Below are 26,328 nucleotides of genomic sequence, written 5' to 3'. Positions count from 1 at the left end.
GTCGGGAACGAAAACGCCTTTGCGTTCAAAGGCCGGTCGAGCCGAAGCCACCGGCGCCGCGTGCCGTCATCGAGGTTTCCGTAATCTCGGCCAGCCGAGCCTGTGTCACCGGCGCGATCACCATCTGCGCGATCCGCATGCCGCGGGTGATGACGAAATCCTCGTCGCCGAGATTGATCAACAGCACCGTCACCTCACCGCGATAATCGCTGTCGATCGTGCCTGGCGTGTTGAGACAGGTGATGCCGTTCTTGAAGGCAAGGCCTGAGCGCGGCCGCACCTGCGCCTCGAAACCTTCCGGAATTTCGAAAATGAAGCCTGTTGGCACCAGTGCTCTTTTGCCGGGGGCGATTGTCAGCGGCATGTCGTCCTCGACGGCGGCGCGCAGGTCCATGCCGGCAGCGCCGGCGGTTTCATAGGCCGGCAGATCGAGGCCGGCGCCGTGAGGAAGGCGGACGAGATTGAGTTTCGGTGAGGAGGGGGCGTGAATGTTCATCATGTCATTTGTCGACCCACGGTCGCTCCGGTCAAACACGAATTGAAAGTTATCCACGGAGTCGTTAGATACGCGGCAACGTAAAGGATCTAGAAAAAATGCCCGAAACGATTGCCGAGGCGGTTTCCCGCCGCCGCACATTCGCAATTATTGCCCATCCGGACGCGGGCAAGACGACGCTCACCGAAAAACTGCTGCTGTTCGGCGGCGCGATCCAGCTCGCCGGCGAAGTGAAGGCGAAGAGGGACCGTATCCAGACCCGGTCCGACTGGATGAAGATCGAGCGCGAACGCGGCATCTCGGTCGTCACCTCGGTGATGACCTTCGAATATGACGGCAACGTCTTCAACATCCTCGATACGCCCGGCCACGAAGACTTCGCCGACGACACCTACCGCACGCTGACGGCGGTGGATGCCGCGGTCATGGTCCTCGACGCCGCAAAAGGCATCGAGCCGCGGACGCTGAAACTGTTCGAAGTGTGCCGCATGCGCGATATCCCGATCATCACTTTCGTCAACAAGATGGACCGTGAAAGCCGCGATCCGTTCGAGATACTCGATGAAGTCGAGGAGAAGCTGGCGCTCGACACCGCTCCGGTCACCTGGCCGATCGGCCGTTCGAAGAGTTTTTGCGGTTCCTATAACCTGGCGGACAATACCGTCCGCGGCTCGGATACGGACGTCAAGGCGACGCCTGTCAACGGACCCCAGAGCATTGCCGACCGCCTGCCGGAAAACGAACGCGCGGCCTTCGTCGAAGAGACCGAACTGGCGATCGAGGCCTGCCGGCCGTTCGACCGCAAGGCTTTCCTCGAAGGCCACATGACGCCGGTCTTCTTCGGTTCGGCTTTGCGGAATTTCGGCGTGCGCGACCTTATCGATGCGCTGGGCGATTTCGCCCCGCCGCCGCGAGACCAGGTGGCCGACATCCGCACGGTGCACGCGACCGACGACAAGATGACGGCCTTCGTCTTCAAGATCCAGGCGAACATGGACCCGAACCACCGCGACCGTATCGCGTTTGCGCGCATCTGCTCGGGCAAGCTGGAGCGTGGCATGAAGGCGCGGCTGTCGCGCACGGGCAAGCAGCTCGGGCTGACAGCGCCGCAGTTCTTCTTCGCATCCCAGCGCCAGTTGGCCGATACTGCCTATGCCGGCGATGTGGTCGGCATCCCGAACCACGGCACTTTGCGCATCGGCGATACGCTGACCGAAGGCGAGCAACTGGTGTTCCAGGGCGTGCCGAACTTCTCGCCGGAAATCCTCCGCCGTGTGCGGCTGGAAGATGCCATGAAGGCGAAGAAGCTCAAGGAAGCGCTGCAGCAGATGGCGGAAGAGGGCGTCGTGCAGCTCTTCTCGCCGGAAGACGGCTCGCCGGCCATCGTCGGGGTCGTTGGCGCGCTGCAGCTCGACGTCTTGAAGGAACGGCTGCAGGGCGAATACGGCCTGCCGGTCTCCTTCGAAATGTCGCGGTTCTCGATCTGCCGCTGGATCTCGGCCGATCATCAGGCCGATCTCGACAAGTTCCTGACGGTAAAGCGCGGCGATATCGCCCGCGATCTCGATGGCGATCCGGTTTTCCTGGCGCAGGACAGCTTCTCGCTGCGCTATGAGTCGGAGCGTTTTCCAGCGATCAAGATGGTCGCGATCAAGGAATATCAGGTCGCCAAGGCGGCCTGATACCATCCTGTGTTTTAGTCGAACTTGACCGCCGTCGTGTTGGAACCGCAGACCAGCACGCAGACGCGTTCGTCGGGGCTGGGAACATATTTGCCGGAAAGCAGGGCGGCGAAGGCCGCAGCGCCGCCGGGTTCGGCAACGATACGGGCGCTGGCCCACAGTGCCTTCTGAGCGGCGAGGATCTCATCGTCGGTCACCAGGATCGGCGGCTGGAGGAATTTCTGGGCAACGGGGAACATCAGTTCGCCGACCTGCTTTGGCGCAAGCGAATCCGCGGCGATGCCGCCGGTCGGCGCATCCACCGGGTGACCCGCCTTGAAGGCTTCGTAAAGGGTCGGCGCGCCGTCGGATTCCACCGCGACGATCTTCGCCCGTCCGCGGAACCAGGAGGCGATGCCGCCGATCAGTCCGCCACCGCCGACAGCGACCAGCAGCGTCGTCATCTCCGGCAGGCCGTCATCGATCTCCTTGCCGAGCGTGCCCTGGCCGAGCAGGGTTTCCACCTGGTCATAAGCATGGGCGGCGATTGCACCGCTCGTCGCCACATATGTCTGGCTCGCCGCCAGCGCATCGTTATAGCGATCGCCGCCGACCACCAGTTCCGCGCCATAGGAACGAATGAGGTCGATCTTCGCCTGCGAGGCCACGCTCGGCACGAAAATATGCGCCGGAACGCCGAGCTTCATCGCTGCGTAGGCGACGGCCGCTCCATGATTGCCGCCGGACGCGGCGACGACGCCGGCCGCCGGGACATTGCGCGTCAAAAGGTTGGTGAAGGCGCCGCGAGCCTTGAACGAGCCGGAATGCTGCAGCAGCTCGAGCTTCAGGTCGACCGGCAGCGGTGCCCCGCCGAAATCCCGCATGTCGACGCGCATCACAGGCGTGCGGCGGATATGCGGGCGGATGAGCGTTTCGGTTTCCGCGATGCGTTCGGGCGTGACGGTGTGTTCGATCGACATGATGGCCTCTTGGGAATGGAACGGCCATGGGTAGCCGCCAAGTCGCCGAAAGGAAAGTCCCTTTAGGCGCCGATCCGTTCGCTGAGAAAGTCGACGACGGCGCGCACGGCCGGAAGCTGCCCGCGTCGATGCGGCATCAGGATCGTCGTAGTGATGCTGCCGGCGGTCCAATCGGGCAACAGGCGGATCAGCCTGCCCTCGGCAAGCGCTTCGCGGCAGACGGACGTCGGCAGGCAGGTCAGGCCAAGGCCTGTCATCGTCGCCTTCATGATCACCATCGGCTCGTCGGCGGAAAGCACAGATTGAGGTGTCACCACAACCGCTTCGCCATCCTCGGAGGCCAGCTTCCAGACCGTATCCGTCGGGCCGGCAGTGACCGCCCTGTGTCCGGCGAGATCTTCCGGCTGCAAGGGCTCGCCATGGATGCGAACATAATCCGGTGAGGCGACGACGAAGAAAGAGTGCACCGCGAGCTTCTTCTGCAGAAGTGTCGAATCCGGTAGCGGCGCCTGGTGGCTGCGTACCGCGATGTCAAAACCTTCCTGAACGATATCGACGAACCGGTCGCTGACATGCAGCGAAAGATGCAGCTTCGGATAACGGGTCGAAAGCTCGGCAAGATGATCGGCGAGTACGAATTGCGCGGTCGGCACTGCGGCCGTCATCCGCACGATGCCGCTCGGTTCGCCGAGGTGGGTGCGAACGATGGTTTCCGCCATCTCCGCCTCGATTACTGACGCCTGCGCGTGCCGGAAGAAATCCCGGCCGAGGTCGGTCAGCGAGAAACTGCGGGATGTCCGCTGGATCAGCCGCACGCCAAGCCGGTCCTCGAGTTCCGCCACGCGTTTGCTGACGGTGGATTTCGGCACGCCGAGCCGGCGGCCTGCCGCGGAAAAGCCGCCATGCTCCACTGCCTGCACGAAGAAATAGAGATCGTTGAGGTTGGGCAAAGTCATTCTCAGCTTCCATGCCTGTAGACTTAAAGGCGGAAAATTGGTGTCTACCGCGCCAGTGTCCACAAATTCATATTGCCGGGGCCTCAAAATTTCAATCCAGGGAGTATGAAAATGACACCGATCCTGTTTTACGGCGTACCGGAAGGATGTTCCTTCGGCTCGATCGTCGCGCTCGAATGGACCGGCGCGCCATATCGGCTATGCCGGATCGAAATGCCGGCCGTGGTTTCGAGCGAGGCCTATAAGCCGGTCAACCCGATCGGCGAAACTCCGTCGCTGATGCTGCCGGACGGCCGGGTGATGAGCGAGAGCATGGCAATCCTCAATCATATCGCCGCGCGCACGGTGGGCAAGGGCTGGGGTTTCGATCCGAAGTCGGAAAAATTCGACCGGATGAACCAGATGCTGGCCTTCCTCAATACCGCTTTCTTCAACGCCTTCGGCCCGCTCTGGCACACAGCGGAGCATGAACTCGACCCGCAGGCCAACCAGGCACTTCGCACCTATGGTATCGCCAAGGTCGAGAAGGCGCATGCGCAACTCGAAACGCTCTTGGGTGGATGCGAATGGCTACTCGGCGACGAGAAAAGCTTTGCGGATGCCTATTTCGCCGGCATCGCCCGCTGGAACGATTTCCACCAGGTCGTCGACCGGAGGCAGTTTCCGGGGCTCAATGCGCTCTACGAGCGTCTGCAGCAGGACCCGGCGGTGCAGTTCGCCTGGGCCATCGAACATCAGGAAGAAGCGCAGACGAGCGGCCAGTTCCTCGGCCATGTGAGCCTCGACGAAGCGCTCGGGTCTTTGAAGCAGGCGGCGTGATCGCCGATATCCATGCGCAGTCGTGGCGTCCCTGGTGGGCGCTGCGACCTGAGGCGCTTGTCTGAAATGATACTCGGATTTGATCCTTAGGAGTTCAACGAACTTACGCCGCGGTGAGGTCCTTGAGGAAGTCGTCGCACCAGCGTGTCACGTCGTATTCGAGGAGATGCTCCATCATCCGGCCCCAGCGCTCCTTGCGCTCTTCAATCGGCATGTTGATGCCGCGCGCGATCGCGTTTGCCGTGCCTTCGATGTCATAGGGATTGACCAGCAGCGCCCCACGCAGTTCCCGCGCAGCACCCGCGAAGCGCGACAGCACCAGAACGCCCGGGTTGTCCGAATCTTGGGCCGCCACATATTCCTTGGCGACCAGGTTCATGCCGTCGCGAAGCGGCGTGACGAGCCCGATTTTGGCGAGCCGATAAAGGCCTGCCAGAACGGGCCGGCCGATCGAGCGGTTGATATAGCGGATCGGCACCCAGTCGACCGTGCCGATCGCACCGTTCACGCGGCCTGCCTGCTCGGCCACCATGCGCTGCATCTGCTCGTATTCCGGCACTTCGGAGCGGGATTTCGGCGTGATCTGTAGATAGGTTACGCGGTTATGATGGGCAGGGTTGGATTTGACGAAGTGTTCGAAGGCATCGATCCGCTGGGTGATGCCCTTCGAATAATCCAGCCGGTCGACGCCGATGATCAGGTCCCGCCCTTCGATGCTCTGCTTGGCCTTACGCACGATGACGTTGCTCGCTGCCTTCTTCGCATATTCCGCAAACATCGCCGTCTCGATGCTGATCGGGTAGTAGCCGCCCTTGAAGGTGCGCCCATAGGAGGTCAGTTTCCCGCCCTCGAGTGCGTCACCGATGCCCTCTCGCACGAGCCCGCCGACGAAATTGGCAAGGTCATGGTCTGTCTGGAACCCGACAAGATCGTAATACGACAGCCCCTTCATGATCTCCTCGTGGACAGGCATGGTGAAGAGCACGTCCGCTGGCGGCCAGGGAATGTGCAGGAAGAAGCCGATCTTGTTCTTGAGGCCCATCTGGCGCAGTTCTGCGGCAAGCGGGATCAGGTGATAGTCGTGTACCCAGATGACGTCATCGTCCTCTATGAGCGGTGCCAATTTATGGGCGATGAAGCGGTTGACGCGGAAGTACCCGGCCATCTCCTTTCGTCCATATTCCGCAAGATCCATCCGGTAATGACAGATCGGCCAGAGCACCCGGTTGGCAAACCCGTGGTAATATTCCTCGACATCCGTCTTGGTGAGATCGGTGAGCGCATAGGTGATGTTGCCGTGCTGCTGCATGTCGAGCGGCGCCGGCTCCTTCGCGCCGCTGGATTTGCCGGACCATCCCATCCAGATGCCGCCGTGCTCCTCCAGAGCGGCCTGCAGCGCGACAGCCAGCCCGCCGGCTGGAGCATCGCCGCTCTTCTGCGGCAGGGAGACACGGTTCGAAACGACGACAAGTCGGCTCAAGATATTGTCCTTTCGGCTCACGCGGCGTCGGGCTTGACGCCACTCGCGAGCGCTTTGATTGCCGCGCGCAAGGCAGCGGCCGAGGGGAGGGTGGATTTGGCTTCCGTGTCACCCGGCGTCTCGGTGATGCGGATGGAATGGCCGCCGAGTTGGTTGGCGGTGCGGAACATCGCCTCGTCGGTCACGTCGTCGCCGATCGCGATCGGCTTGCGGCCCTTGAAGGGCGGTTGATCGAGAAAGGCCTGCAATGCGTGGCCCTTGCTCGCCTGGGCCGGCCGGATCTCCATCACCATCTTGCCGTGCTGGAGCGTGAAGTCGGGTCCTGCCATATCGAGGTAGCGGGGCATGGCCGCCTCGACCGCTTCACGTTGCTTCGGCGCCTGGCGATAATGGGCGGCGACGGCCGCCCCCTTGTCCTCCACCAGAACGCCCGGCCACTGACGGGCTTCGCGGAAAAGAGCCGCCTTCAGATCCTCGAACGCGGCACCGACCTCGACGCGGCTGATCGCCCCGGAGGGATCGCGGCGCTCCGAGCCGTGCAGGCCTGCGATCGGGAATTTATACGGGGTGAAAAGCTGGTCGGCATAGGGAAGAGCCCGGCCTGTGACCAGCGCCAGCGCGCCGCCGAGCCTCATGGAAAGACGATGCAGGTTCTCGGGCAGATCCGGCGGTACGACGATCGCGTCCGGGGTCTCGGCAAGCTCAATCAGCGTGCCGTCGATATCGAGAAACAGCGCCCATCGCTCCGGTTCGAGCATCAGCCTGGCGAGAACGGAATCCTCCGGAAGGGGCGCTTCTGCAGTAGCTGGGCTCGGCTGTTCTTTACGCGACATGAGCCTCTATCTAGGCCGCCAAACTCCGGCGGCAACCTCGAAAGATCACGCTCTGTCGCAAAAAGTGATACATTCTTTAGCAAGAAGCTGGCATGTAACCATTGAATTCATGTTTCATTAAGCCTTTGTAGAGACCCTGAAATTCCTGGATTTTCAGGCCGCGGACGGGCGGCAACGTCGGAGCAGAAATACTCATGTGTCGTTGGGCAGCCTATCGCGGCGAACCTCTTTATCTCGAAGAACTCGTATCCTCGCCGGCGCATTCCCTGATCGAGCAGTCTCATTGCGCCACCCGCGCCAAGACCGCGACGAATGGTGATGGTTTCGGAATTGCCTGGTATGGAGACCGGCCGGAACCGGGCCGTTACCGCGACATCCTGCCTGCCTGGTCCGATTGCAATCTGAAGAGCCTGGCGCGGCAGATCCGTTCGCCGCTCTTCCTCGCCCATGTGCGGGCGGCAACCAATGGCGCGACGCGGCGCGACAATTGCCACCCTTTCGTCCAGGGCCACTGGTCGTTCATGCACAATGGCCAGATCTCCGGCTTCGAGCGCATCCGCCGGCATATGGAGGGCATGCTTTCGGACGCGCTGTTCGAAGCCCGTAACGGCACGACCGATTCCGAGCTTCTCTTCCTGCTCGCCCTGCAATTTGGCCTGGATACCGATCCGTTCCAGGCCATGGAAAAGGCGATCGCCACGGTCGAGGACCTGTCTCTGGAAAAATCGGGCGAGGCGTTGGTGCGCTTCACCGCCGCCTATTCCAACGGCCGCGAACTTTATGCGGTGCGTTACGCTACCGACCATAAACCGCCGACGCTCTACGCGGCACCGATGGGCGGCAAGACGGGTTATTGCCTTGTTTCCGAGCCGCTCAACGATGAAGTCGATACCTGGGTGGAAATCCCGGACGGCAGCGCCGTCGTGGTTGGTGCCGATGGCCTGCAGGCCACGCTCTTCCGGCCGAAGGCGCTCTCGGAAGCGGCTTGAGATCTACCCGAGCTTCGAGGCGATCAGCGTAGCGAGACGCTCCGCCACCTCGTCCTTGTCAAACTCGGGCCATTCATCGACACCCTTGGCGCTGATGATCTTCACCCGGTTGCGGGTGCCGCCCATGATGCCGGTTTCCGGCGACACGTCGTTGGCAACGATCAGGTCGGCGCCCTTGCGCTCCAGCTTGGAGCGGCCGTTCTTCTCGACATCCTGGGTCTCTGCGGCAAAGCCGACCACCAGCTTCGGCCGCTTTTCGTGATGACCCACGGTCTTCAGGATGTCCGGGTTTTCGGTCAGCAACAGGGGAGGCGGGGCCTCGCCCGGCTGCTTCTTGATCTTCTGGCCGGCCGACGAGGCGACGCGCCAGTCGGCAACGGCCGCGACCATGACCGCGATATCGACTGGCAGGCGCGAGATCACTACTTCCAGCATCTCCTCGGCGCGTTCCACATGTACGGTCTTCACGCCAACCGGATCGGGTATGTTCACCGGTCCGGAGACGAGCGTCACATCTGCGCCGAGCTTTGCGAGTGCTGCGGCGATCGCATGGCCCTGACGGCCGGAGGAGCGGTTGGCGATATAACGCACCGGGTCGATCGGCTCGTGGGTCGGGCCGGATGTGACGATCACCTTTTTGCCGGTCAGCGGCTTCGGTGCGCCGTCCAGCAGTTTGACCGCTGCCACGACGATTTCCAGCGGCTCGGCCATGCGGCCGGTGCCCGCCTCGTTGCTTTCGGCCATCTCACCGGCCATAGGGCCTATGAAATGGATACCATCTGCCCTCAGCGTTTCAACATTGCGCCTGGTCGCGGGCGCCGCCCACATCTTCGGGTTCATGGCGGGTGCGACCAGGACCGGGCGGTCGGTGGCAAGCAGCACGGCGCTCGCCAGATCGTCCGCCAGGCCATGCGCCATCTTGGCCATCAGGTGGGCGCTGGCGGGTGCCACGATCACGAGGTCGTTGTCGCGGGCGAGCCTGATATGGCCGACATCCTGCTCGTCCTCGCGGGAAAACAGATCGATATAGACGTGGCTGGCGGATAACGCGCCGACCGCGAGCGGTGTGATGAATTCCTGGGCCGCCTTGGTCATGATCGGACGAACCGATGCGCCCCGCTCGCGAAGCCGACGGATGAGATCGAGGCTTTTATAAGCCGCGATGCCGCCGGAGATGATCAGAAGAATACGCTTGCCGGAGAGTTCCATGCCGTTACCCGATACCAGAATGGCCGGAAGCTAAGCTTTCGGTCGCCAAGTTGCAATTGCCTTCCCCATTTGACGGCGTCACGGAACAGTTGCAGCCGATGGGAGTTCAACGGCAAAGGAGAGCCGTCATGAAAAAGAAGATCGTTCCGAAGAAGGTCGCGGGGTTCAAGGTGCCGAAATCCGTGCGCAAGTCGTCACTGCTGCGCAACATGCTGGCAAGCCGCACCGGCCGGCAGATGCTGGCGAGAGCCCTCGTCGCAGGCGCCAATGCCGCCGCCGCCGTCCTGACCGACGAGCGGGCCGATGTCCGCAAGCCCGGCAAGATAAGCGGCCGCAGACGCGCCCTTGCCGCAAGCGTTGCAGGCGAGGCGATCGAGAGCGCAACTGCAGCAGCGATCGACGTCGTCACCAGCCCGACGCGCTCTCTCTTCAAGGCAAGCGCAAAGGCGAAGGAGGGCCGGATTTTCCCGGAACCGGTCACGCACTGACGCGAAGGCGGTTTGGACATCTTGCGCTAGATTCTGGACTGCACTACTCCTGTTTGCGGCCGGATGCGGCCAGCCGCCCGCGGCGCCTCAAGCGCTAAGGTGAACGCATCCACCGCCTCTCATCCTTTGCCAATCCGGCCAGCGATGACGAACGGATCAGCAATGCGGGCGCTGATTGATGGACCTGACCGGTCTTTGCTCGTCTGTTGAAAGGATGATGAGATGCGCGATTTCCGCGATGCAAAACTGATGGCCAAAAACCTGCGCGAGGCGCTTGCCGAACGTAAGGTCGAGCTGACGCATAGCCAGGTCCTGGAACTGGTCGCAGCGCAGTTCGGCTACGACAACTGGAATATCCTTGCTGCAAAGATCGACGCGTCAGAGCCGCAGCAGAGGAAGCCGGATGCGGTGTCGATCCAGCCGGCGATCCCGATCTTCCGGATATTCTCCGTCGATAAGGCGATGGAATTCTACCGCGATTTCTTAGGCTTTACCGTGGACTGGGAGCATCGCTTCGGCGAAAACTTCCCGCTTTATTGCCAGATTTCGCGAAGCGGCATGCTGATGCACCTTTCCGAGCATGCAGGCGATGCGTCGCCGGCAGCAAGGGTCTTCGTGCCGATGACGGGTGCGCGCGCCTTCCAGCAGGAGCTGATCGGCAAGAACTACCCCTATATGAAGCCAGGGCTCGAACAGGCGGATTGGGGACTGGAAGTGACGGTCACCGACCCGTTTAGCAACCGCATCACCTTCTGCGAGCGGGAGATCAAGCCCCAAGCCTGACCTAGCCTCTCGAGGCCCGACGGGACGCTAGATCTTCTTCCTGGCGGTCGCGAGCGGCTCGGTCGTCAGCTTGAAATCCGTCATTTCCTTCGGCGTCAAATAATAGAGCCGGTCCGGCGGCGTTTCGAGCGCATGGATCCAGAGGCCCGCGCCAATTCCCATCTGGTCGAGATGCCGTGCGACCCGCGCGGTGGTCGCCTGCGCGGCGGACATCGCCTGTTCCGCCGAAGGCCGGTCCTTGGCTCCGTTGAACACCTGGTGCACGCCGATCACTGCATCCTTTTCCGCCAAACGCCCGACGCCGCCGGCAAATACGATCGGGCAGGAAGAGGCGCAGAGCGCTTTTGACGCGACCTTCGTGTCGAGCTTCCTGTCGCGGATCAGCTTCGACATGGCGAGGGCATCGTCAACCGAGCCGCCGGGGGAGTTGAGCGTCACCGTCTTCACATATTCCCCGCGGGTCTCGATCTCCTTTGAGAAGCGGGCGGCGGCGCCCCGGTCGATCGTCCCTTCGGCGAGCAGCACGCCGCCTGTGGTGAGCTCGAAGGTGATCGGCTTGCGCAGCACTTCCTTGGGGCTGGCGGGCTGCACCGGCGGTGCTGCGGGCACGCCTTCGGTCAGCGCCGGCGGCAGCACGGGCTGGTCCTCGTGCATCGGATCGAAGCCGGGCAAGGCGGCGTTCATCACCGTCATGTCGCGAATATCGACGACGAGGAACACCGCCGCGGCCGAGAGCAGCATGTAGAAGGCGGCGCGCATCAGCACGCCTTCGTCGAGTTTGCTGATCGCCTCACCGATCCTCATGCGTCCGGTCCCGGCTGCGCGACTTGAGGTCGATGGCGGTGATATTGTTCGGCTCGGTCTCCGGCGACAATTCCGGATTTGACGTTGGTGTTTCGCTCTTCGCGTCTGTTTTGGAAACGGCCTGTTCGATGGTGACGCCGCTGGCGGTAACGGCGCGCTGCACCTCCAGCGCCCTGAGAAGTTCGGCCGCCGTGATCCGTTCCGCGAAGGGTAGGTTTTCTTCCTGGCGGCGGATAGCGCCATGCACGACGGCCAGGATGAACACCATCACACCAGGCAGCAGGTCGATGGAAATAGCGCCGGCCCAGGCGGGAATGAAGTCCTGCGCATAACTCAGCACGGCTTCGGCGGAGGAGAGTGGCACGAAACGACGCTCCTGCACGGGCGGCCGGGCGAGGATTTCGTCGGCAGCCTTGGCGAGCGCCTTGGATTGCGCCGTGACCGAGGTACGCACCGTGTCCATTACCTGGTTCTGTCGGTTGACGAGATCGGCAGCGCCGCCATCCGGGACCGGCGCAATGAAGCCGAGCGACAGGTCGTCAGCCGCGCGGCGGATCGATGGTGCGATCGAGGTCTGGGCGAGCGAGGTGATGACGCCGGTCAGTGCCACGGCTTCGGTCGAAAACTGGTCGGCACGCGGCTCGATCGTGCCCGGCGCGGAAACCAGCGAACGCATAGTCTCAAGCCGTTTCTGGCCCTGGGAGAAGAGGCCGTCCACCTGCTCGCGCGAGGCATTGATGTTGGCTGAAAGCGACTTCATCTGCGCCGACATCTGGCTGAGGAGCTGTACGACGCTTCCCGATCCGGTCGTGCCGGTGAGCGAACCGGACTGGCGCTCGACGCCCGCAAGCTGGGCGAAACGTTCGGACGCGCGCTGGATATCCGGCAACAGGTTTTGCGCCGCGAGTGCATTCTGGTGGGCGCGGTCGAGATCCGCGGTATAGTCCTCGACCGTCTCGGAAAGATGCTGCTCCACGGCTGCGGAACCGGCAAGCGCCGCCGCATTCAGCCAGCTCGACATGGCAAGGATCATCGCAGCACCCACCGCCATGACGCCGAGCATGGCGGTGCGGCCGCCACGGCTCGTCACATGCGGGTAGAACCGGGCCATATAGGACCAGAAGGCATAGATGCCGACCGAGACCGAGGCGGAGTAGATGACCGCTGCAAAGAATACGGCCGTCGGCGACCCGTCGAGAATGCTGCGTGCCCCGAGATAGGTGTAGACGCCGGAGGCGAGCGCCAGGACGGCAAGCGCGAAACGGGTCATCGTCTCGACGGCCGCGACGCCGTCATGCAAGCGTTGAGTTGCGCCTAGCGCCATGAACTGTCTCCGAAAGGCGAATTCCAAAAGGAATGTATTCCTTAACAGAGGATGAGAACTCGGCGGAATAAAGGCCGCTTTGGAGTTGCACTATGGCAAAAACCCTTGTGGAGCAGGGTTTTTGCATCACTACGTGGCCCGGCAAAGCTCAGCTGAGCGTGAAGGCAATATAAAGCAGCGACAGCGCGATGATCCACAGCGCGACGCGTCCCGACCGATTGTGTCGCGCCTCCGACTTGCCGATGGCCTCTGTGGTCTCAGGATCGAAGCGCAGGCCGTGCTCGCTCATATAGACGAGTTCCTGGTGTAGCGTCTCCGTCTTGGCGGCGATCTCCGGCAGGGCTTCGGCGAGCTTGACGGCGGCTTTCACCCCGTCGCGCAGGTCCGAGACGATGCGTTTCGGCCCGAGATTGTCGCGGATCCATTGGCCGACGACCGGTTCTGAAGCCTTCCACATGTTGAAGCGCGGATCGAGCATGCGCGACACGCCCTCGACCACGACCATGGTCTTCTGCAGCAGGATCAGTTCGGTGCGGGTCTGCATCTCGAACAGGTCGGTCACCTCGAAGAGCAGCGCCAGGAGCCGCGCCATGGAGATCGTTTCGGCGGGCTGGCCGTGGATCGGTTCGCCGATCGCGCGGATCGCCTGGGCGAAGCTCGCGACGTCGTGATGGGCCGGCACGTAGCCCGCCTCGAAATGCACTTCCGCGACGCGCAGATAGTCGCGGGTGATGAAGCCGTAGAGGATTTCGGCGAGGAAGCGACGCTCTTTTTTGCCCAATCGCCCGACAATGCCCATGTCGACGGCGACGACCGTGCCGGCGGTGTCGACGAACAGATTGCCGGGATGCATGTCCGCATGGAAAAAACCGTCCCGCAGCGTGTGGCGCAGGAAGGACTGGATCAGCACCTCGGCGAGCTTTTCGAGATTGTGGCCGGCGGCGCGAAGAGCCGCAACATCCGACATCTTGACGCCGTCTATCCATTCCATGGTGATAACGTCGCGGCCGGTGCGTTCCCAGTCGACCAACGGCACTCGGAACCCGGGATCCTCCTTGGTATTCTCGGCAATCTCCGAAAGCGCCGCGGCCTCCAGACGCAGATCCATTTCCACCTTGGTGGTCTGTTCGAGCGTCCGCGTCACCTCGATGGGCCTTAAGCGCCGGCTGGAGCGCATGAAGCGTTCCTGCATACGCGCCAGGAGGTACATGCTTTCGATGTCATGGGCGAAGCGCTGGCGCACGCCCGGGCGCACCACCTTGATGGCCACTTTCCTGTCATTGACGACGCCGGGATGGACCTGGGCGATCGAGGCCGCGGCGATCGGCTCGTCGAAGGAAGAATAGAGATCGCCGATCGTTCGGCCGAGCGATGCCTCGACCGCCGCCTTCGCAATCGCGGTCGGGAAGAAGGCCATCCGGTCCTGCAGCATGGCGAGATCGACGGCCCAGTCGACACCGACGACATCCGGACGGGTCGCCAGGAACTGGCCGATCTTGACATAGGAAGGCCCCAGCCGGTCGACGGCGCGGGTCAGCCGCTCGCTGCGCGCCTGCGTCTTGGAGCGGAACCGCGCCAAGGGCTCCACCAGAGCCTTGATGAGGCCGACGGAGGGCGGCATGTCCTGGGTCGGCAGTGCCGATACCACGCCCTCGCGCACCAGAACCCAGCCGACGCGGGCAAGCCGGAAATAAGCGCCGATCGTGCTCATGCGTTCAGAGTTTCCAGCCGGAATGCAGCGCCGCGATGCCGCCGGTATAATTGGTGTAGGTGACGCGCGAAAAACCCGCATTGCGGATCATCGCGGCGAAATTCTCCTGGTTCGGAAATTTCCGGATCGATTCCACCAGATATTGATAGGGCTCCGCCTCGCCGGTGATCATCTTTCCGAAGCGCGGGATCGCCTTGAACGACCATTCCTCGTAAAAGCGCTCGAGAAGCGGCATCTCGACTTCTGAAAATTCCAGCACCAGCAGCCGTCCGCCGCGCTTCAGCACGCGATAGGCCTCCTTCAGAGCCACGTCGATATGCGGCACGTTGCGGATGCCGAAGGCGATCGTGTAGGCGTCGAAGGAGTTAGCCTCGAAGGGCAGGGACTCAGCGTTGGCCTCGACGAAGGCGAGGTTTTCGGAAAGACGTTTCTTCTCAGCGCGCTCGGCCCCGACAGCCAGCATCGAGCCGTTGATGTCGAGCACGGTCACATGCGCCTTGCGGTCGGAAGCCTCCACGATGCGGAAAGCGATATCGCCCGTGCCGCCTGCCACGTCCAGGGTTTTATAGCCGACGTCCTTTCTCGGATTGAGCGAGGCGATCAGCGCATCCTTCCAGACACGGTGCATGCCGGCCGACATCACGTCGTTCATCACGTCGTAGCGTTTGGCGACCTTATGGAAGACGTCGTTGACGAGACCCTGCTTCTCGCCGTCGGCGACCTTGCGGAAGCCATAGGACGTTTCCATCCCGCCGTCGGCGCTGGTACGAGCTTCAGTCATCGGTGAACTCCTAACGTCTCTCTTCTGGTCGGCGACCATAGCGAAATCGCTCATCCCACGCTATCTGTGGCGCGTGTCATTACATGGGTGCGACATCCGGTCCGGTCTATAGACCAGGCGCGATGTCGTTGAAACAGGAAGTTAGTCAATCATGCCCGAATTGCCAGAGGTGGAAACCGTCCGGCGCGGTCTCGCCCCGGCAATGGAAGGTGCGGTGATCGCCAGGCTGGAGCTCAACCGTCCGGACCTGCGCTTTCCGCTTCCGGAGAATTTCGCCAATGCCGTCAACGAACGCCGAATCGTCTCGCTCGGCAGGCGCGCCAAATACCTGCTGATCGACCTTGAGGACGATCTCACCGTGATCAGCCATCTCGGCATGTCGGGATCGTTTCGGATCGAGAACGATGCGCTCGCCGAGTTCCACCATCCGCGTTCGAAAGATCAGAAACACGATCATGTCGTCTTCCATCTGAGACAGAATGAAGGCCTGCTGCGCGTCATCTATAATGACCCGCGCCGCTTCGGCTTCATGCAGCTGTGGAAGCGCAGCGAGCTCGATCTTTATCCGGCCTTTGCCGAGCTCGGGCCGGAGCCGACCGGCAAAGCGCTCGATGCGGACTATCTGGCGGCAAGGTTGGCAGGCAAGAGCCAGCCGCTCAAGGGCGCGCTCCTCGACCAGACGGTGATCGCCGGCCTCGGCAATATCTATGTCTGCGAGGCGCTGTGGCGCGCGCATCTGTCGCCGAAACGCGCGGCCGGCAGTGTCGTTACCAAGACCGGCAGGCCGAACAAGGAGCTGGTCCTCCTCAACCAGTCGATCCGCGACGTCATCGCCGATGCGATCGCCGCCGGAGGTTCGTCGCTGCGGGACCATATCCAGACGGATGGTTCTCTCGGTTATTTCCAGCACTCCTTCTCCGTCTACGACCGGGAAGGCGGCGCTTGCCGCACGCCGGGCTGCGGCGGTACCGTCGCGCGCATCACCCAGGCGGGCCGCTCCACATTCTATTGCCCGGCCTGCCAAAAATAACCGCTGCCCAGAGAAATAGAGCAGAAGAGGAGACATTCGATGAGCTATGAAACCCTGCTGACCGAAACCCGGCGCGCTGTCGCGCTCATCACCCTCAATCGCCCGAAGGCGCTGAACGCGCTCAATTCGACTGTCATGGCCGAATTGACGGAGGCGCTTTGCGCATTCGGCAAGGACGAGGCGATCGGTGCAATTGTGCTCACCGGCTCGGAAAAGGCCTTTGCCGCCGGGGCCGATATCAAGGAAATGCAGGGCATCGATTTCGTCGAAGCGTATGTAAACGACTTCATCTCCGGCTGGGAGGCAATTGCCGCGTCTCGCAAGCCGATGATTGCCGCCGTTTCCGGTTTCGCGCTCGGCGGTGGCTGTGAGCTCGCCATGATGTGCGATTTCATCATCGCCTCGGAAACCGCGAAGTTTGGCCAGCCGGAGATCACGCTCGGCGTCATTCCCGGCATGGGCGGTTCGCAGCGGCTGACCCGAGCAGTCGGCAAGGCGAAGGCGATGGACATGGTGATGACCGGCCGGATGATGGACGTGGCGGAAGCGGAGCGGGCAGGGCTCGTGTCGCGCATCGTTTCGCCGGAGCGGTTGATCGACGAGGCAGTCGAGGCGGCCGCAAAGATCGCCTCCTTCCCGCGCGCCGCGGTGCTGATGGCAAAGGAGGCCGTCAACCGTTCCTTCGAAGGCACGCTTGCCGAAGGGCTGCGTTTCGAACGGCGGCTTTTCCATTCCTTGTTTGCGACCGCCGACCAGAAGGAAGGCATGGCGGCCTTCGTGGAAAAGCGCAAGCCGCAGTTCTCCAACCGATAAATCGTGCAACAGCGGATGGTCATCCACCAAAATGCGCGTTGACTGGGACGGGTATTCCGGTTATATGCCCGCCCACAGTTGGGAAAGCCTGATCATGGCTTCCTCTATTGCTCCCGAATTGCTGGATTGATGGTCGCAAGGACCGGCGCGGCAACGGCGGAGTTTGGTTCGAATTCGTAGAGAGGCATGAAATGGCCAATACAACTTCGGCGAAAAAAGCGACCCGCAAGATCGCTCGCCGTACTGCAGTCAATAAGTCCCGCCGCTCGCGCGTTCGCGGCTTCATCCGTAAAGTCGAGGAAGCCATCGCTTCCGGCGATGTGGCCGTTGCTGCCGAAGCCCTCAAGGCTGCCCAGCCGGAAATCCAGCGCGCCGCCACCAAGGGCGTGCTTCACAGCAACACGGCATCCCGCAAGGTGTCCCGTCTTGCTGCACGTGTGAAGGCCCTTTCGGCCTAATTAATTTCACAAACTGTATCATAATGAAGCCTGGTCGTTCTGACTGGGCTTTTTGTGATTCTCTCAGGCCTCCTTATATTTATCCGGCTCATTAACAATTTCGTGTCATCGGCGTGACAGAAAATAGACTTAAATATCAAATGCTTACTGGAGGTCTATGAGTCTGTAGGTGACTTTGGGGGCCATCAAATGCCCTCGGATCGAGTCAAGAACATTTTTATTTTTTCTGTGAACAATCGTTCAGAATGTATGTCCTTTTTGAATCCCATTGATTCAACAGCGATTCTCCATGAATGCCTCTGTGACATTCAAATCACGCTCGCGGAGTCAACGCCCGGCTCTTAATTTTGCGTAAAATTCATCATTGATCTTGGCATTTGATCCTGCCTAAATGCCCTTCAGCAAGGGGCGCGGGGATTACTTCAGAGGCTGCCGATAACCGTCAAAGTGAACGACGGGAAGCAGACTTCTGCCCTTTGCAACGGGATAAATTCTCCCGTTTTCCTGATAACCATCGGTTGTGGTCCGGAAATTGGCATTTCCGGATGCGGTCGGTCTTTGTCAATGCGAATCCGGGTCCTGCATCCGGACCAAGGAGGTGGAAGAGTTCGGACGGCTCATGATGAGGATGAGAGCGTTCGTATATGTGGGGTGGCTCCTGCAAGCGCAGACCGTTCACGAGGCGGGCTGGGCGGGACTTTTGATCGGCTGCGAGGACGAGAGAGAGTTTTGAAAAAAGGGGACGGGCGGCGACGGTTCTCAATGATTGGGAATGGTTTTGCTATGCCTTGAAACGATGTTTGTTCTGGCGGCGTTAACGAGAACCGCCAGGCTACTAGATTTGGAAGGCGGCGAATTATGCATATGAATACTATATCGGCCCGTGCAGGTAATGGGGACCACGCACGGCAAGGATTTGATTCAAGTTGCTCCCAGGCGGCAGGGGAAACGACGGAGATGAAGCATAATGCTCTTTTTGAGCGGTTTAGCACGCGTTTGAAGGCACAGGTCGGCCAGGATGTTTATGCGAGCTGGTTCGGACGCCTGAAGCTGCATTCCGTTTCGAAGAGCGTTGTTCGGCTCACGGTTCCGACCACTTTTCTGAAATCCTGGATCAACAATCGCTACCTCGATCAGATCACCACCATATTCCAGGCGGAAGACGCGGAGATCCTGAAGGTGGAAATCCTGGTGCGCAGCGCAAGCCGCAACACCAAGGTACTTGTGGCAGGTGAAGAGCGCACTCTTGCGCCGGAGCCCGTCGTCGCAACCTCCTTCCCGCGCTCTCAGGCTCCCCGCGAGATCGGCAAGATTGCCGCTTTCCCGTCGCCGTCGGCTTCTCCTGCCCGTTCGGCCCACGTTCCAGGCCCGCTGTTCGGCTCACCGCTCGATAGCCGCTTTACCTTTGATACGTTCGTGGAAGGTCCGTCGAACCGGGTAGCGCTTGCTGCCGCCAAGACGATCGCCGAAGCTGGCGCCAGCGCGGTCCGTTTCAATCCGCTGTTCATTCATTCCGGCGTCGGCCTTGGCAAGACGCATCTTCTGCAGGCGATCGCCAATGCGGCGGTCGGCAGCGAGCGCATGCCGCGGGTCGTCTACCTGACGGCGGAATATTTCATGTGGCGTTTCGCGACCGCGATCCGTGACAATGATGCACTGACGCTAAAGGACTCGCTTCGCAATATCGATCTGCTGATCATCGACGACATGCAGTTCCTGCAGGGCAAGATGATCCAGAACGAGTTCTGCCATCTCCTGAACATGCTGCTCGACAGCGCCAAGCAGGTGGTGGTTGCCGCCGACCGTGCGCCCTGGGAGCTGGAATCGCTCGATCCGCGCGTTCGTTCACGTCTGCAGGGTGGTGTGGCGATCGAAGTCGAAGCGCCGGATTACGAGATGCGTCTCGAAATGATCAAGGGCCGCCTGGCGACTGCCCGCCAGGACGATCCGTCGCTGGATATCCCGGCGGAAATCCTCAGCCACGTGGCGAGAAATGTCACCGCCAGCGGTCGCGAACTGGAAGGCGCGTTCAATCAGCTCCTGTTCCGCCGTTCCTTCGAGCCCTCCCTTTCGATCGAGCGTGTCGATGAACTGCTCGCCCATTTGGTGGGTGCCGGCGAGGCCAAGCGCGTCCGCATCGAGGACATCCAGCGCATCGTCGCCCGCCATTATAATGTGTCGCGCCAGGAACTGGTCTCGAACCGCCGCACCCGCGTCATCGTCAAGCCGCGCCAGATCGCCATGTATCTGTCGAAAACGCTGACGCCGCGCTCCTTCCCGGAGATCGGGCGTCGTTTCGGCGGCAGGGACCACACGACCGTCCTGCATGCCGTCCGCAAGATCGAGGAGCTGATTTCGGGTGACACGAAGCTCAGCCACGAGGTAGAACTGCTGAAACGGCTGATCAACGAGAACAACGCTTAAAATCCATGTTTCTGCTTTCTGTTGCAATGATCTGGGCCGTGGCGTGCATAACGCCAGGGCCCAACACGCTTCTGGTCATGCGTTATGCGCTGACCGCGCCGCGTCGCGTGCCGATTCTCGCGGCAATGGGGACCATTACAGGCACGTTCTGCTGGGGTCTTGCCGGGTGGCTGGGGATCAATGTCCTCTTCCAGGCGGCACCTTTCGCCTATGTGGCGTTGAAGATCGTCGGCGGACTTTATCTTGTCTGGCTCGGATTGAAGATATTCCTAGATGCGCGAAAGTCGCGCCAGTCGGCTGATATAGCGGTGGCGCGTATCGACGTGCCGCTCAAGACCGCCTATCGCATGGGCCTGGTGACTAATCTTGCCAATCCGAAATCGGCGCTGTTCGTTGCCAGCCTTTTTGCCGCGACCATGCCGGTCGGAACGCCCTTCCTCTATGGCTTGGCGGCGATCGCGGTCATGGTCACCGTTTCGACCATCTATTATTCTTTTCTCGTCGCGCTGATCACTCACCGGACGGTGGCCGCAGCCTATCTGAAGGCAAAGAAGAAGATCGATCTGGGCGTCGGCATGGTTTTTGTCGGCTTTGGCACCAAGCTGCTGATGTCGCAGCGCTGAGGATCACGAATGGCCATGGAAAAGGATCCGACGGCGAGCTTCTACAGCGAAAACGCGGTGGCTTACGCGGAGAGTTCCGCACCAAACACACGCCGCCTCGATAGCTTCCTGTCGAAACTTGTGCCTGGCGCTGCCATCCTCGAACTCGGCTGCGGCAGCGGGCGGGATAGCGAAGTCATGATCGCGCGGGGTTTCGACGTCACGCCCACCGATGGCACGCCGGAGATGGCGCAGGAAGCTTCCAAACATCTGGGCAGGCCGGTTAGCGTGCTCCGTTTCGGGGATATCGACGCGGTCTCGGCTTTCGATGGCATATGGGCCAATGCCTGCCTGCTGCATGCACCACGGGCGGAACTCGGCGGCATTCTCGGCCGCATCCACGAGGCCTTGCGCCCAGGCGGCGTCTTCTATTCGAGTTTCAAGGCTGGCGAAGCCGAGGGGCATGACGGCCTCGGGCGTTATTACAATTACCCGTCCAAGGCCTGGCTAAGTGCGGCCTACGGGGCTTTCGCCTGGACATCCGTCGATATCGATGAGGTACAGGGCAGCGGCTACGACAGGAAGCCGACCGACTGGCTGCATGTCCTGGCGGTAAAAGCTTAAGCGCCGGGTTTTCAGCAGGCGAGATCGGCCACGACAGCGTCGAGGATCAGCATACCGGACGGCGTGCAGCGCAGCCGCGAGTTGCCGATCCGCTCGATGAAGCCATATTCCAGCAACCTTTCCTCGCGGATCGGGTCGGGGTCCCGGCCGGAAAGCTGCTGCCAGCGGGCGAGATCGACGCCTTCCCGCAGGCGCAGGCCCATCAGCAGCAACTCGTCGGCCTGTTCCTCGAAGCCAAGGATTTCTTCGTCCAGCATGCCGTGGCCGACACGTTCCACCTGTTCCAGCCAGGTTTCCGGACGACGTTCGGTGGAGGTCGCGATCTTGTTTCTGCCACGCATCAGCCGACCGTGGGCGCCGGGTCCGATGCCTGCATAGTCGCCGTAACGCCAATAGGTCAGGTTATGGCGGCTTTCAGCACCGGGGCGGGCGTGGTTGGAAACCTCGTAGGCTGGCATGCCGAACCCCTCGGTGATCTGTTGGGTCGCCTCGTAGAGGGCCGCCGACTGGTCGTCATCCGGCACGATCAGCTTGCCAGCCTTGTGCAGGCCATAGAAGGGCGTGCCTTCCTCGATGGTGAGCTGGTAGAGCGACAAATGGTCGACCGCGTAGGAAACCGCTTCCTTCAGCTCCGCTTCCCAGGCCTCGACCGTCTGTTTCGGCCGGGCATAGATGAGATCGAAGGACATGCGCGGAAAGATCTCCCGCGCCAGTTTGATGGCCTTCAGCGCATCGGCAACGTCATGCAGCCGACCGAGGAATTTGAGGTCCGGATCGTTGAGCGCCTGGACGCCGAGCGAGACGCGGTTGACGCCGGCGGCCCGATAGCCGCGGAAGCGTGTCGCCTCGACGCTCGAAGGGTTGGCTTCCATGGTGATCTCGATGCCGTCGGGCACATGCCAATGCCTGGCAATGCCGTCGAGGATCGCCGAGACCGTGGCGGGGTCCATCAGAGACGGCGTGCCGCCGCCGAGGAAAATACTGGTGACGGTTTTCGGCCCGCTCATCCGTCGCATCACTTCCATCTCCTTCAGGAAGGCGGCGGTGAAACGCGGCTGGTCCACGGGCTGATGGCGTACATGGCTGTTGAAGTCGCAATAGGGGCACTTGGCCGCACAGAATGGCCAATGCACATAGACGCCAAAACCCGGCTCGCCGGTATCGGGCAGAAGCGTGTCGCGCAGAAGAGGAGCGGCTGAGTTCAAAATGCCTCAAGCCTCCAGGCAGGTTTCGACGAAACGCTTGAAGGCGCGGGCGCGATGCGAAAGCGCTTCCGGTTCGCCAGGTTTCCAGCCGTGTTTCTGATCACTACTCATTTCACCGAAGGTAATATCATAGCCTTCCGGTTGGAAGACCGGGTCATAACCAAAACCCTGGGTGCCGCGCGGCGGCCACACTACGGTGCCTTCCACTTCGCCCCGGAACATTTCCGTGTGTCCGTCAGGCCACGCGAGACAGAGAACGCTGACAAAGCGGCAACCGCGCTGTTCCGGCTTGGTCGCGCCGCGTTCTTCAAGCGCCTTCTCGACCTTTTCCATCGCCATCTGAAAATCGCGGCTGCCATCCTCACGCTCCGCCCAATTGGCGGTATAGACACCCGGCGCGCCGTCGAGCGCGTCGATGACAATACCGGAATCGTCAGACAGTGCGGGCAGGCCGGAGGCCCTGGCGGAGGCGAGTGCCTTGATCGCGGCATTTTCCTCGAATGTCGTGCCCGTCTCGTCCGGCTCTTCGAATTGCAATTCGGCGGCGGATTTGGCCGAGAAACCGAAGGGGCCGATCAGTTCGGCGATTTCGCGGATCTTTCCGGCATTGTGGCTGGCGACCACGATCGTCTTGGTATCGAGCTTGCGCATGATAATTCCTATTCGATATTCCAGAGCCTGGGCTCTGCGCATTCCAGGCTGTTGCCGGCCGGATCGCGGAAATAGATTGAGCGGGCACCGTTCGGCCAGCGGAAATCGCTTTCGATGGCAATCCCTGCCTTGTTGAGCTTTTCCTTGATCAAGTCAATCGCGTCGCCCGTCATGCGAAAGCAGACATGTCCCGGTCCCGTCGCGCCATGTGGCGGTACGGGCAGCGCATCGGCGGGCGGTGGCTTGATCGTCTCAGCCGGATTGAAGATCAGCAGGATCCCCGGCCCACAACGGAAGAACACATGTCTGGTACCAGCGCGCAGCACCTTCTCAAGGCCGAGAATGCCGCCGTAGAACGCTTCGGCGGCATCGAGATCATCGGCGTAGAGCGCGGTTTCGAGAATGCCTTCAATCAAACCGCACCTCTTTCAGGTTCAGGCAATCGCCTGCTTCTGCAGCGCCACCAGTTCCTGGGTACCGTCCTGAGCGAGCGCCAGCAGCTTCAGGAACTCTTCCTGGCTGAAGGGCTTGCCTTCCGCCGTGCCCTGCACCTCGACGATGCCGCCGGAACCGGTCATGACGAAATTGGCGTCCGTCTCGGCAGCCGAATCCTCGATATAGTCGAGGTCGATTACCGGCTGGCCGGCAAAGATGCCGCAGGAGATCGCCGCGACATGGTCCTTCAGCACCTTGTCGACCTTGGTCATCGAGCGGGCTTCCATCCACTTCAGGCAGTCGTAGAGCGCAATCCAGCCACCGGTGATCGAGGCGGTGCGGGTGCCGCCATCCGCCTGGATGACGTCGCAGTCGATGGTGATCTGCTTTTCGCCGAGTGCTTCGAGATCGATGACGGCGCGCAAGGACCGACCGATCAGGCGCTGGATTTCCTGGGTGCGGCCGCCCTGCTTGCCGCTGGCGGCTTCGCGCTTCATGCGGTCGCCGGTGGCGCGCGGCAGCATGCCGTATTCGGCCGTCACCCAGCCTTTGCCGCTGTTGCGCAGCCACGGCGGCGTCTTTTCTTCAAGACTCGCGGTGCAGAGCACATGCGTGTCGCCGAACTTCACGAGGCAGGAACCTTCCGCGTGCTTGGAGAAATTGCGCTCGAACGAGACCTTGCGCATCTGGTTCAACTGTCTGCCTGAAGGCCGCATGCTTCACTCCCTGGATTTCTGTTTCCGCCTTCTACGGCCCCGGCCAAGCTTTTGCAAAGAAAAAGCCCTGATGAGTGTGCAAGCGAATGATCGTGGCTGGCGCAATTTTCCCTTTGGAGAAGGCGCGTCGAATGACTATATTTTGTCGAATGATCAACGGAACGGTGAAGGTCTAGATGGGATTTTCGGCATCGACGGGTAGGGACAGCGGCTCTGTGCTCGATGACCGTTCGCGCGAAATTTTCCGCCGCATCGTGGAAAGCTACCTGGAAAACGGTGAGCCGCTAGGCTCCCGCAATCTTTCACGGCTGCTGCCCATCTCTTTGTCGCCGGCTTCGGTGCGCAATGTGATGAGCGATCTTGAGGAACTCGGCCTCATCTATTCCCCGCATATCAGCGCCGGGCGCCTGCCGACCCAGTCGGGGCTCCGGTTTTTCGTTGACGCCTTCATGCAGGTCGGAGACCTGTCTGCCGAGGAGCGTGCCAATATCGATCGGCAAATCCGCCCGGCCGACCGAGATCAGCCGATGGAAAGCCTGATGGCGGAGGCAAGCCGCATGTTGTCGGGCGTCTCGCGCGGCGCCGGCATCGTCATCACCACCAAGAGCGATCCGGTCCTCAAGCATGTCGAGTTTATCCGCCTTGAGCCGACCAAGGCGCTCGCCGTGCTGGTCGGCGATCACAACCAGGTCGAAAACCGCATCATCGAATTGCCCGCCGGCGTGACCTCGTCGCAGCTGACCGAGGCGGCGAATTTCCTCAATGCCCACCTGAGCGGCCAGACCCTGCCGGAACTGCGTGGCCAGTTGAAGACCCTCAAGGACCAGGTCCAGGGCGAGCTTTATGCGCTCTCGCAGGAACTGGTCGAGCGCGGTCTGGCGGTCTGGTCCGGCGACAGCGAGGAAGGAAAGCCGACCCAACTGATCGTCCGCGGCCGGGCCAATCTGCTCGAAGGCCTGGCGGATGTTGCCGATCTCGATCGTTTGCGGCTGCTTTTCGATGATCTCGAAAAGAAGGACAGTCTGATCGAGATTCTTGATCTCGCCGAAAAGGGGCCGGGCGTCCGGATCTTCATAGGCTCGGAAAACAAGCTGTTTTCGCTTTCCGGCTCGTCGCTCATCGTGGCGCCTTATCGCGACGGCGAGGACCGCATCGTCGGTGCCGTCGGTGTCATCGGGCCGACGCGGCTCAATTATTCCCGCATCGTGCCGATGGTGGATTACACCGCGCAGCTGCTTGCCAGGCTGTCGCGCTGAATTTTGCGGCCGGACCGGCCCAAGTTTCCCAGCAAGCCTTGATTTTTCCACCTTAAACCTCGATATCGGGCACAAATCCAAGCCCGTAAATCGAAGTCAAGAATAACCGGAGACCGTCATGACCGACGAAACCAACAAGAACGGACCTGACGCAACTGCCGCGGAGAACGCCGCGGAAGCCGTAGCATCTGCTCTTGAGGACGCGGCCAACCAGAAGAATGCCGAGGCGCCTGCCGCCGAACCTGATCCGCTGGAATTGCTGAAGGCCGAAAACAACGAGTTGCGCGACCGCTTCCTGCGGCTTGCCGCTGAGATGGATAACCTGCGCCGCCGCACCGAACGCGAAATCAAGGACGCTAAGTCCTATGCGGCGGCCGGCTTTGCACGCGACATGCTCGCCGTTTCGGACAACCTGCGCCGGGCGCTGGACGCCGTGCCGACCGAAATGCGCGCCACGGCAGATGCCTCGCTGACCACGCTCCTGGAGGGCGTCGAGATGACTGAACGCTCGATGCTGTCCGCTCTGGAGCGCCACGGCGTGAAGAAGATCGATCCTGAAGGCCAGAAGTTCGACCCGAACTTCCACCAGGCGATGTTCGAAATCCCGAACCCTGCTGTCCCGAACAATACCGTCGTCCAGGTCGTCCAGGCTGGTTTCACCATCGGTGAACGCGTGCTGCGGCCCGCTATGGTCGGTGTCGCAAAAGGTGGACCGAAGGCGGAAGCCTCTGCAGAAGCCGCCGGTGAGAAAAGCGCCTGAAGTCTTTGAGGAGCAGGCGATATGCCTGCTTCTCATTCTA

At 61.4% G+C, this 26,328-nt stretch carries 27 protein-coding genes; 13 read left to right on the top strand and 14 right to left on the bottom strand.

Translation table 11 applies throughout. From position 1 onward, the window contains the following. Window positions 1–25: 25 nt before the first annotated feature. Window positions 26–496, bottom strand: coding sequence for a dUTP diphosphatase (gene dut / locus MOV63_RS03030; RefSeq protein ID WP_247031747.1), 471 nt, complete (start codon window positions 494–496; stop codon window positions 26–28). Between the two features lie 98 nt (window positions 497–594). On the opposite strand from dut, the gene MOV63_RS03025 reads away from it, so the two are divergent. After that, the gene (locus MOV63_RS03025; protein ID WP_247031567.1) at window positions 595–2,178 is read left to right on the top strand and encodes a peptide chain release factor 3; all 1,584 of its coding nucleotides are present in this window, start codon (window positions 595–597) and stop codon (window positions 2,176–2,178) included. A gap of 14 nt (window positions 2,179–2,192) precedes the next feature. On the opposite strand, the gene MOV63_RS03020 is transcribed toward MOV63_RS03025, so the two are convergent. Next, on the bottom strand, window positions 2,193–3,137 hold the full coding sequence (locus tag MOV63_RS03020) for a threonine/serine dehydratase (protein WP_247031565.1): 945 nt from the start codon (window positions 3,135–3,137) through the stop codon (window positions 2,193–2,195). 62 nt (window positions 3,138–3,199) lie between these two features. After that, a complete protein-coding gene (locus MOV63_RS03015) occupies window positions 3,200–4,093 on the bottom strand; it encodes a LysR substrate-binding domain-containing protein (RefSeq protein ID WP_038548552.1) in 894 nt (297 codons plus the stop codon). Between the two features lie 111 nt (window positions 4,094–4,204). On the opposite strand from MOV63_RS03015, the gene MOV63_RS03010 reads away from it, so the two are divergent. Beyond that, window positions 4,205–4,912, top strand: coding sequence for a glutathione S-transferase family protein (locus MOV63_RS03010; RefSeq protein WP_247031563.1), 708 nt, complete (start codon window positions 4,205–4,207; stop codon window positions 4,910–4,912). A gap of 103 nt (window positions 4,913–5,015) precedes the next feature. On the opposite strand, the gene otsA is transcribed toward MOV63_RS03010, so the two are convergent. Both otsA and otsB read right to left on the bottom strand, forming a co-directional pair. After that, window positions 5,016–6,392: an alpha,alpha-trehalose-phosphate synthase (UDP-forming) gene (gene otsA, locus MOV63_RS03005; protein ID WP_247031561.1), complete on the bottom strand. Its 1,377-nt coding sequence runs from the start codon at window positions 6,390–6,392 to the stop codon at window positions 5,016–5,018. Window positions 6,393–6,409: 17 nt separating this feature from the next. Further along, window positions 6,410–7,225 carry a trehalose-phosphatase gene (gene otsB / locus MOV63_RS03000; RefSeq protein ID WP_247031559.1) on the bottom strand — a complete coding sequence of 272 codons (816 nt, stop codon included), beginning with the start codon at window positions 7,223–7,225 and terminating at the stop codon, window positions 6,410–6,412. A 194-nt stretch (window positions 7,226–7,419) separates the two neighbouring features. On the opposite strand from otsB, the gene MOV63_RS02995 reads away from it, so the two are divergent. Beyond that, entirely contained in the window at window positions 7,420–8,214 is a 795-nt protein-coding gene (locus MOV63_RS02995; RefSeq protein WP_038548565.1) for a class II glutamine amidotransferase, read from the top strand. A gap of 3 nt (window positions 8,215–8,217) precedes the next feature. Here the strand turns inward: MOV63_RS02995 and coaBC are convergent, their stop codons facing one another. Then, the gene (coaBC, locus tag MOV63_RS02990) at window positions 8,218–9,423 is read right to left on the bottom strand and encodes a bifunctional phosphopantothenoylcysteine decarboxylase/phosphopantothenate--cysteine ligase CoaBC (protein ID WP_247031557.1); all 1,206 of its coding nucleotides are present in this window, start codon (window positions 9,421–9,423) and stop codon (window positions 8,218–8,220) included. A 128-nt stretch (window positions 9,424–9,551) separates the two neighbouring features. Here coaBC and MOV63_RS02985 point away from each other — a divergent pair, with 128 nt between their 5' ends. Beyond that, the gene (locus MOV63_RS02985) at window positions 9,552–9,911 is read left to right on the top strand and encodes a hypothetical protein (protein ID WP_038548570.1); all 360 of its coding nucleotides are present in this window, start codon (window positions 9,552–9,554) and stop codon (window positions 9,909–9,911) included. A gap of 222 nt (window positions 9,912–10,133) precedes the next feature. Continuing rightward, window positions 10,134–10,694, top strand: a complete 561-nt coding sequence (locus MOV63_RS02980) for a glyoxalase superfamily protein (RefSeq protein WP_247031555.1) — start codon at window positions 10,134–10,136, stop codon at window positions 10,692–10,694. Window positions 10,695–10,721: 27 nt separating this feature from the next. Here the strand turns inward: MOV63_RS02980 and MOV63_RS02975 are convergent, their stop codons facing one another. The 4 genes from MOV63_RS02975 to ubiE form a co-directional block, all read right to left on the bottom strand. Further along, window positions 10,722–11,498 carry a hypothetical protein gene (locus tag MOV63_RS02975; protein WP_247031553.1) on the bottom strand — a complete coding sequence of 259 codons (777 nt, stop codon included), beginning with the start codon at window positions 11,496–11,498 and terminating at the stop codon, window positions 10,722–10,724. Further along, a complete protein-coding gene (locus tag MOV63_RS02970) occupies window positions 11,485–12,822 on the bottom strand; it encodes a hypothetical protein (RefSeq protein ID WP_247031551.1) in 1,338 nt (445 codons plus the stop codon). The genes MOV63_RS02975 and MOV63_RS02970 overlap by 14 nt, the downstream gene beginning before the upstream one ends. 148 nt (window positions 12,823–12,970) lie before the next feature. Beyond that, window positions 12,971–14,533, bottom strand: coding sequence for a 2-polyprenylphenol 6-hydroxylase (gene ubiB, locus MOV63_RS02965; protein WP_038548582.1), 1,563 nt, complete (start codon window positions 14,531–14,533; stop codon window positions 12,971–12,973). A gap of 4 nt (window positions 14,534–14,537) precedes the next feature. Next, window positions 14,538–15,314, bottom strand: coding sequence for a bifunctional demethylmenaquinone methyltransferase/2-methoxy-6-polyprenyl-1,4-benzoquinol methylase UbiE (gene ubiE / locus MOV63_RS02960; protein WP_046627918.1), 777 nt, complete (start codon window positions 15,312–15,314; stop codon window positions 14,538–14,540). Window positions 15,315–15,465: 151 nt separating this feature from the next. On the opposite strand from ubiE, the gene mutM reads away from it, so the two are divergent. From mutM to MOV63_RS02930, 6 genes are all read left to right on the top strand, one after another. Beyond that, window positions 15,466–16,344 (top strand): bifunctional DNA-formamidopyrimidine glycosylase/DNA-(apurinic or apyrimidinic site) lyase, encoded by an 879-nt coding sequence (gene mutM, locus MOV63_RS02955; RefSeq protein ID WP_247031549.1) that lies wholly within the window; start codon window positions 15,466–15,468, stop codon window positions 16,342–16,344. Window positions 16,345–16,383: 39 nt separating this feature from the next. Then, entirely contained in the window at window positions 16,384–17,157 is a 774-nt protein-coding gene (locus tag MOV63_RS02950; RefSeq protein WP_247031547.1) for an enoyl-CoA hydratase, read from the top strand. Between the two features lie 191 nt (window positions 17,158–17,348). Further along, window positions 17,349–17,615, top strand: a complete 267-nt coding sequence (gene rpsT / locus MOV63_RS02945) for a 30S ribosomal protein S20 (protein WP_038548594.1) — start codon at window positions 17,349–17,351, stop codon at window positions 17,613–17,615. Between the two features lie 858 nt (window positions 17,616–18,473). Continuing rightward, the gene (gene dnaA / locus MOV63_RS02940; RefSeq protein WP_151040492.1) at window positions 18,474–20,039 is read left to right on the top strand and encodes a chromosomal replication initiator protein DnaA; all 1,566 of its coding nucleotides are present in this window, start codon (window positions 18,474–18,476) and stop codon (window positions 20,037–20,039) included. 38 nt (window positions 20,040–20,077) lie between these two features. Continuing rightward, window positions 20,078–20,662, top strand: coding sequence for a LysE family translocator (locus tag MOV63_RS02935; protein WP_247031545.1), 585 nt, complete (start codon window positions 20,078–20,080; stop codon window positions 20,660–20,662). 9 nt (window positions 20,663–20,671) lie between these two features. Further along, the gene (locus tag MOV63_RS02930; protein WP_247031543.1) at window positions 20,672–21,265 is read left to right on the top strand and encodes a bifunctional 2-polyprenyl-6-hydroxyphenol methylase/3-demethylubiquinol 3-O-methyltransferase UbiG; all 594 of its coding nucleotides are present in this window, start codon (window positions 20,672–20,674) and stop codon (window positions 21,263–21,265) included. Between the two features lie 11 nt (window positions 21,266–21,276). Here MOV63_RS02930 and hemW read toward each other — a convergent pair whose 3' ends face one another. The 4 genes from hemW to rph are packed head-to-tail and all read right to left on the bottom strand — an operon-like array spanning window position 21,277 to window position 24,272. Next, window positions 21,277–22,470: a radical SAM family heme chaperone HemW gene (gene hemW / locus MOV63_RS02925; protein ID WP_247031541.1), complete on the bottom strand. Its 1,194-nt coding sequence runs from the start codon at window positions 22,468–22,470 to the stop codon at window positions 21,277–21,279. A 6-nt stretch (window positions 22,471–22,476) separates the two neighbouring features. Next, window positions 22,477–23,121: an RdgB/HAM1 family non-canonical purine NTP pyrophosphatase gene (rdgB, locus tag MOV63_RS02920; protein ID WP_038583328.1), complete on the bottom strand. Its 645-nt coding sequence runs from the start codon at window positions 23,119–23,121 to the stop codon at window positions 22,477–22,479. Window positions 23,122–23,129: 8 nt separating this feature from the next. Beyond that, window positions 23,130–23,537 carry a VOC family protein gene (locus MOV63_RS02915; protein WP_038539097.1) on the bottom strand — a complete coding sequence of 136 codons (408 nt, stop codon included), beginning with the start codon at window positions 23,535–23,537 and terminating at the stop codon, window positions 23,130–23,132. An 18-nt stretch (window positions 23,538–23,555) separates the two neighbouring features. Further along, the gene (gene rph, locus MOV63_RS02910; RefSeq protein ID WP_247031539.1) at window positions 23,556–24,272 is read right to left on the bottom strand and encodes a ribonuclease PH; all 717 of its coding nucleotides are present in this window, start codon (window positions 24,270–24,272) and stop codon (window positions 23,556–23,558) included. A 176-nt stretch (window positions 24,273–24,448) separates the two neighbouring features. On the opposite strand from rph, the gene hrcA reads away from it, so the two are divergent. Both hrcA and grpE read left to right on the top strand, forming a co-directional pair. After that, window positions 24,449–25,528, top strand: a complete 1,080-nt coding sequence (gene hrcA / locus MOV63_RS02905) for a heat-inducible transcriptional repressor HrcA (protein WP_038539103.1) — start codon at window positions 24,449–24,451, stop codon at window positions 25,526–25,528. Between the two features lie 118 nt (window positions 25,529–25,646). Continuing rightward, window positions 25,647–26,288 carry a nucleotide exchange factor GrpE gene (gene grpE / locus MOV63_RS02900; RefSeq protein ID WP_038539107.1) on the top strand — a complete coding sequence of 214 codons (642 nt, stop codon included), beginning with the start codon at window positions 25,647–25,649 and terminating at the stop codon, window positions 26,286–26,288. Window positions 26,289–26,328: the final 40 nt, after the last annotated feature.

Origin of the sequence: Neorhizobium sp. SHOUNA12A, assembly GCF_023006505.1 — a bacterium.
Taxonomy (GTDB): Bacteria; Pseudomonadota; Alphaproteobacteria; order Rhizobiales; family Rhizobiaceae; genus Neorhizobium.
This window is presented reverse-complemented; position numbering and strand designations above follow the sequence as displayed.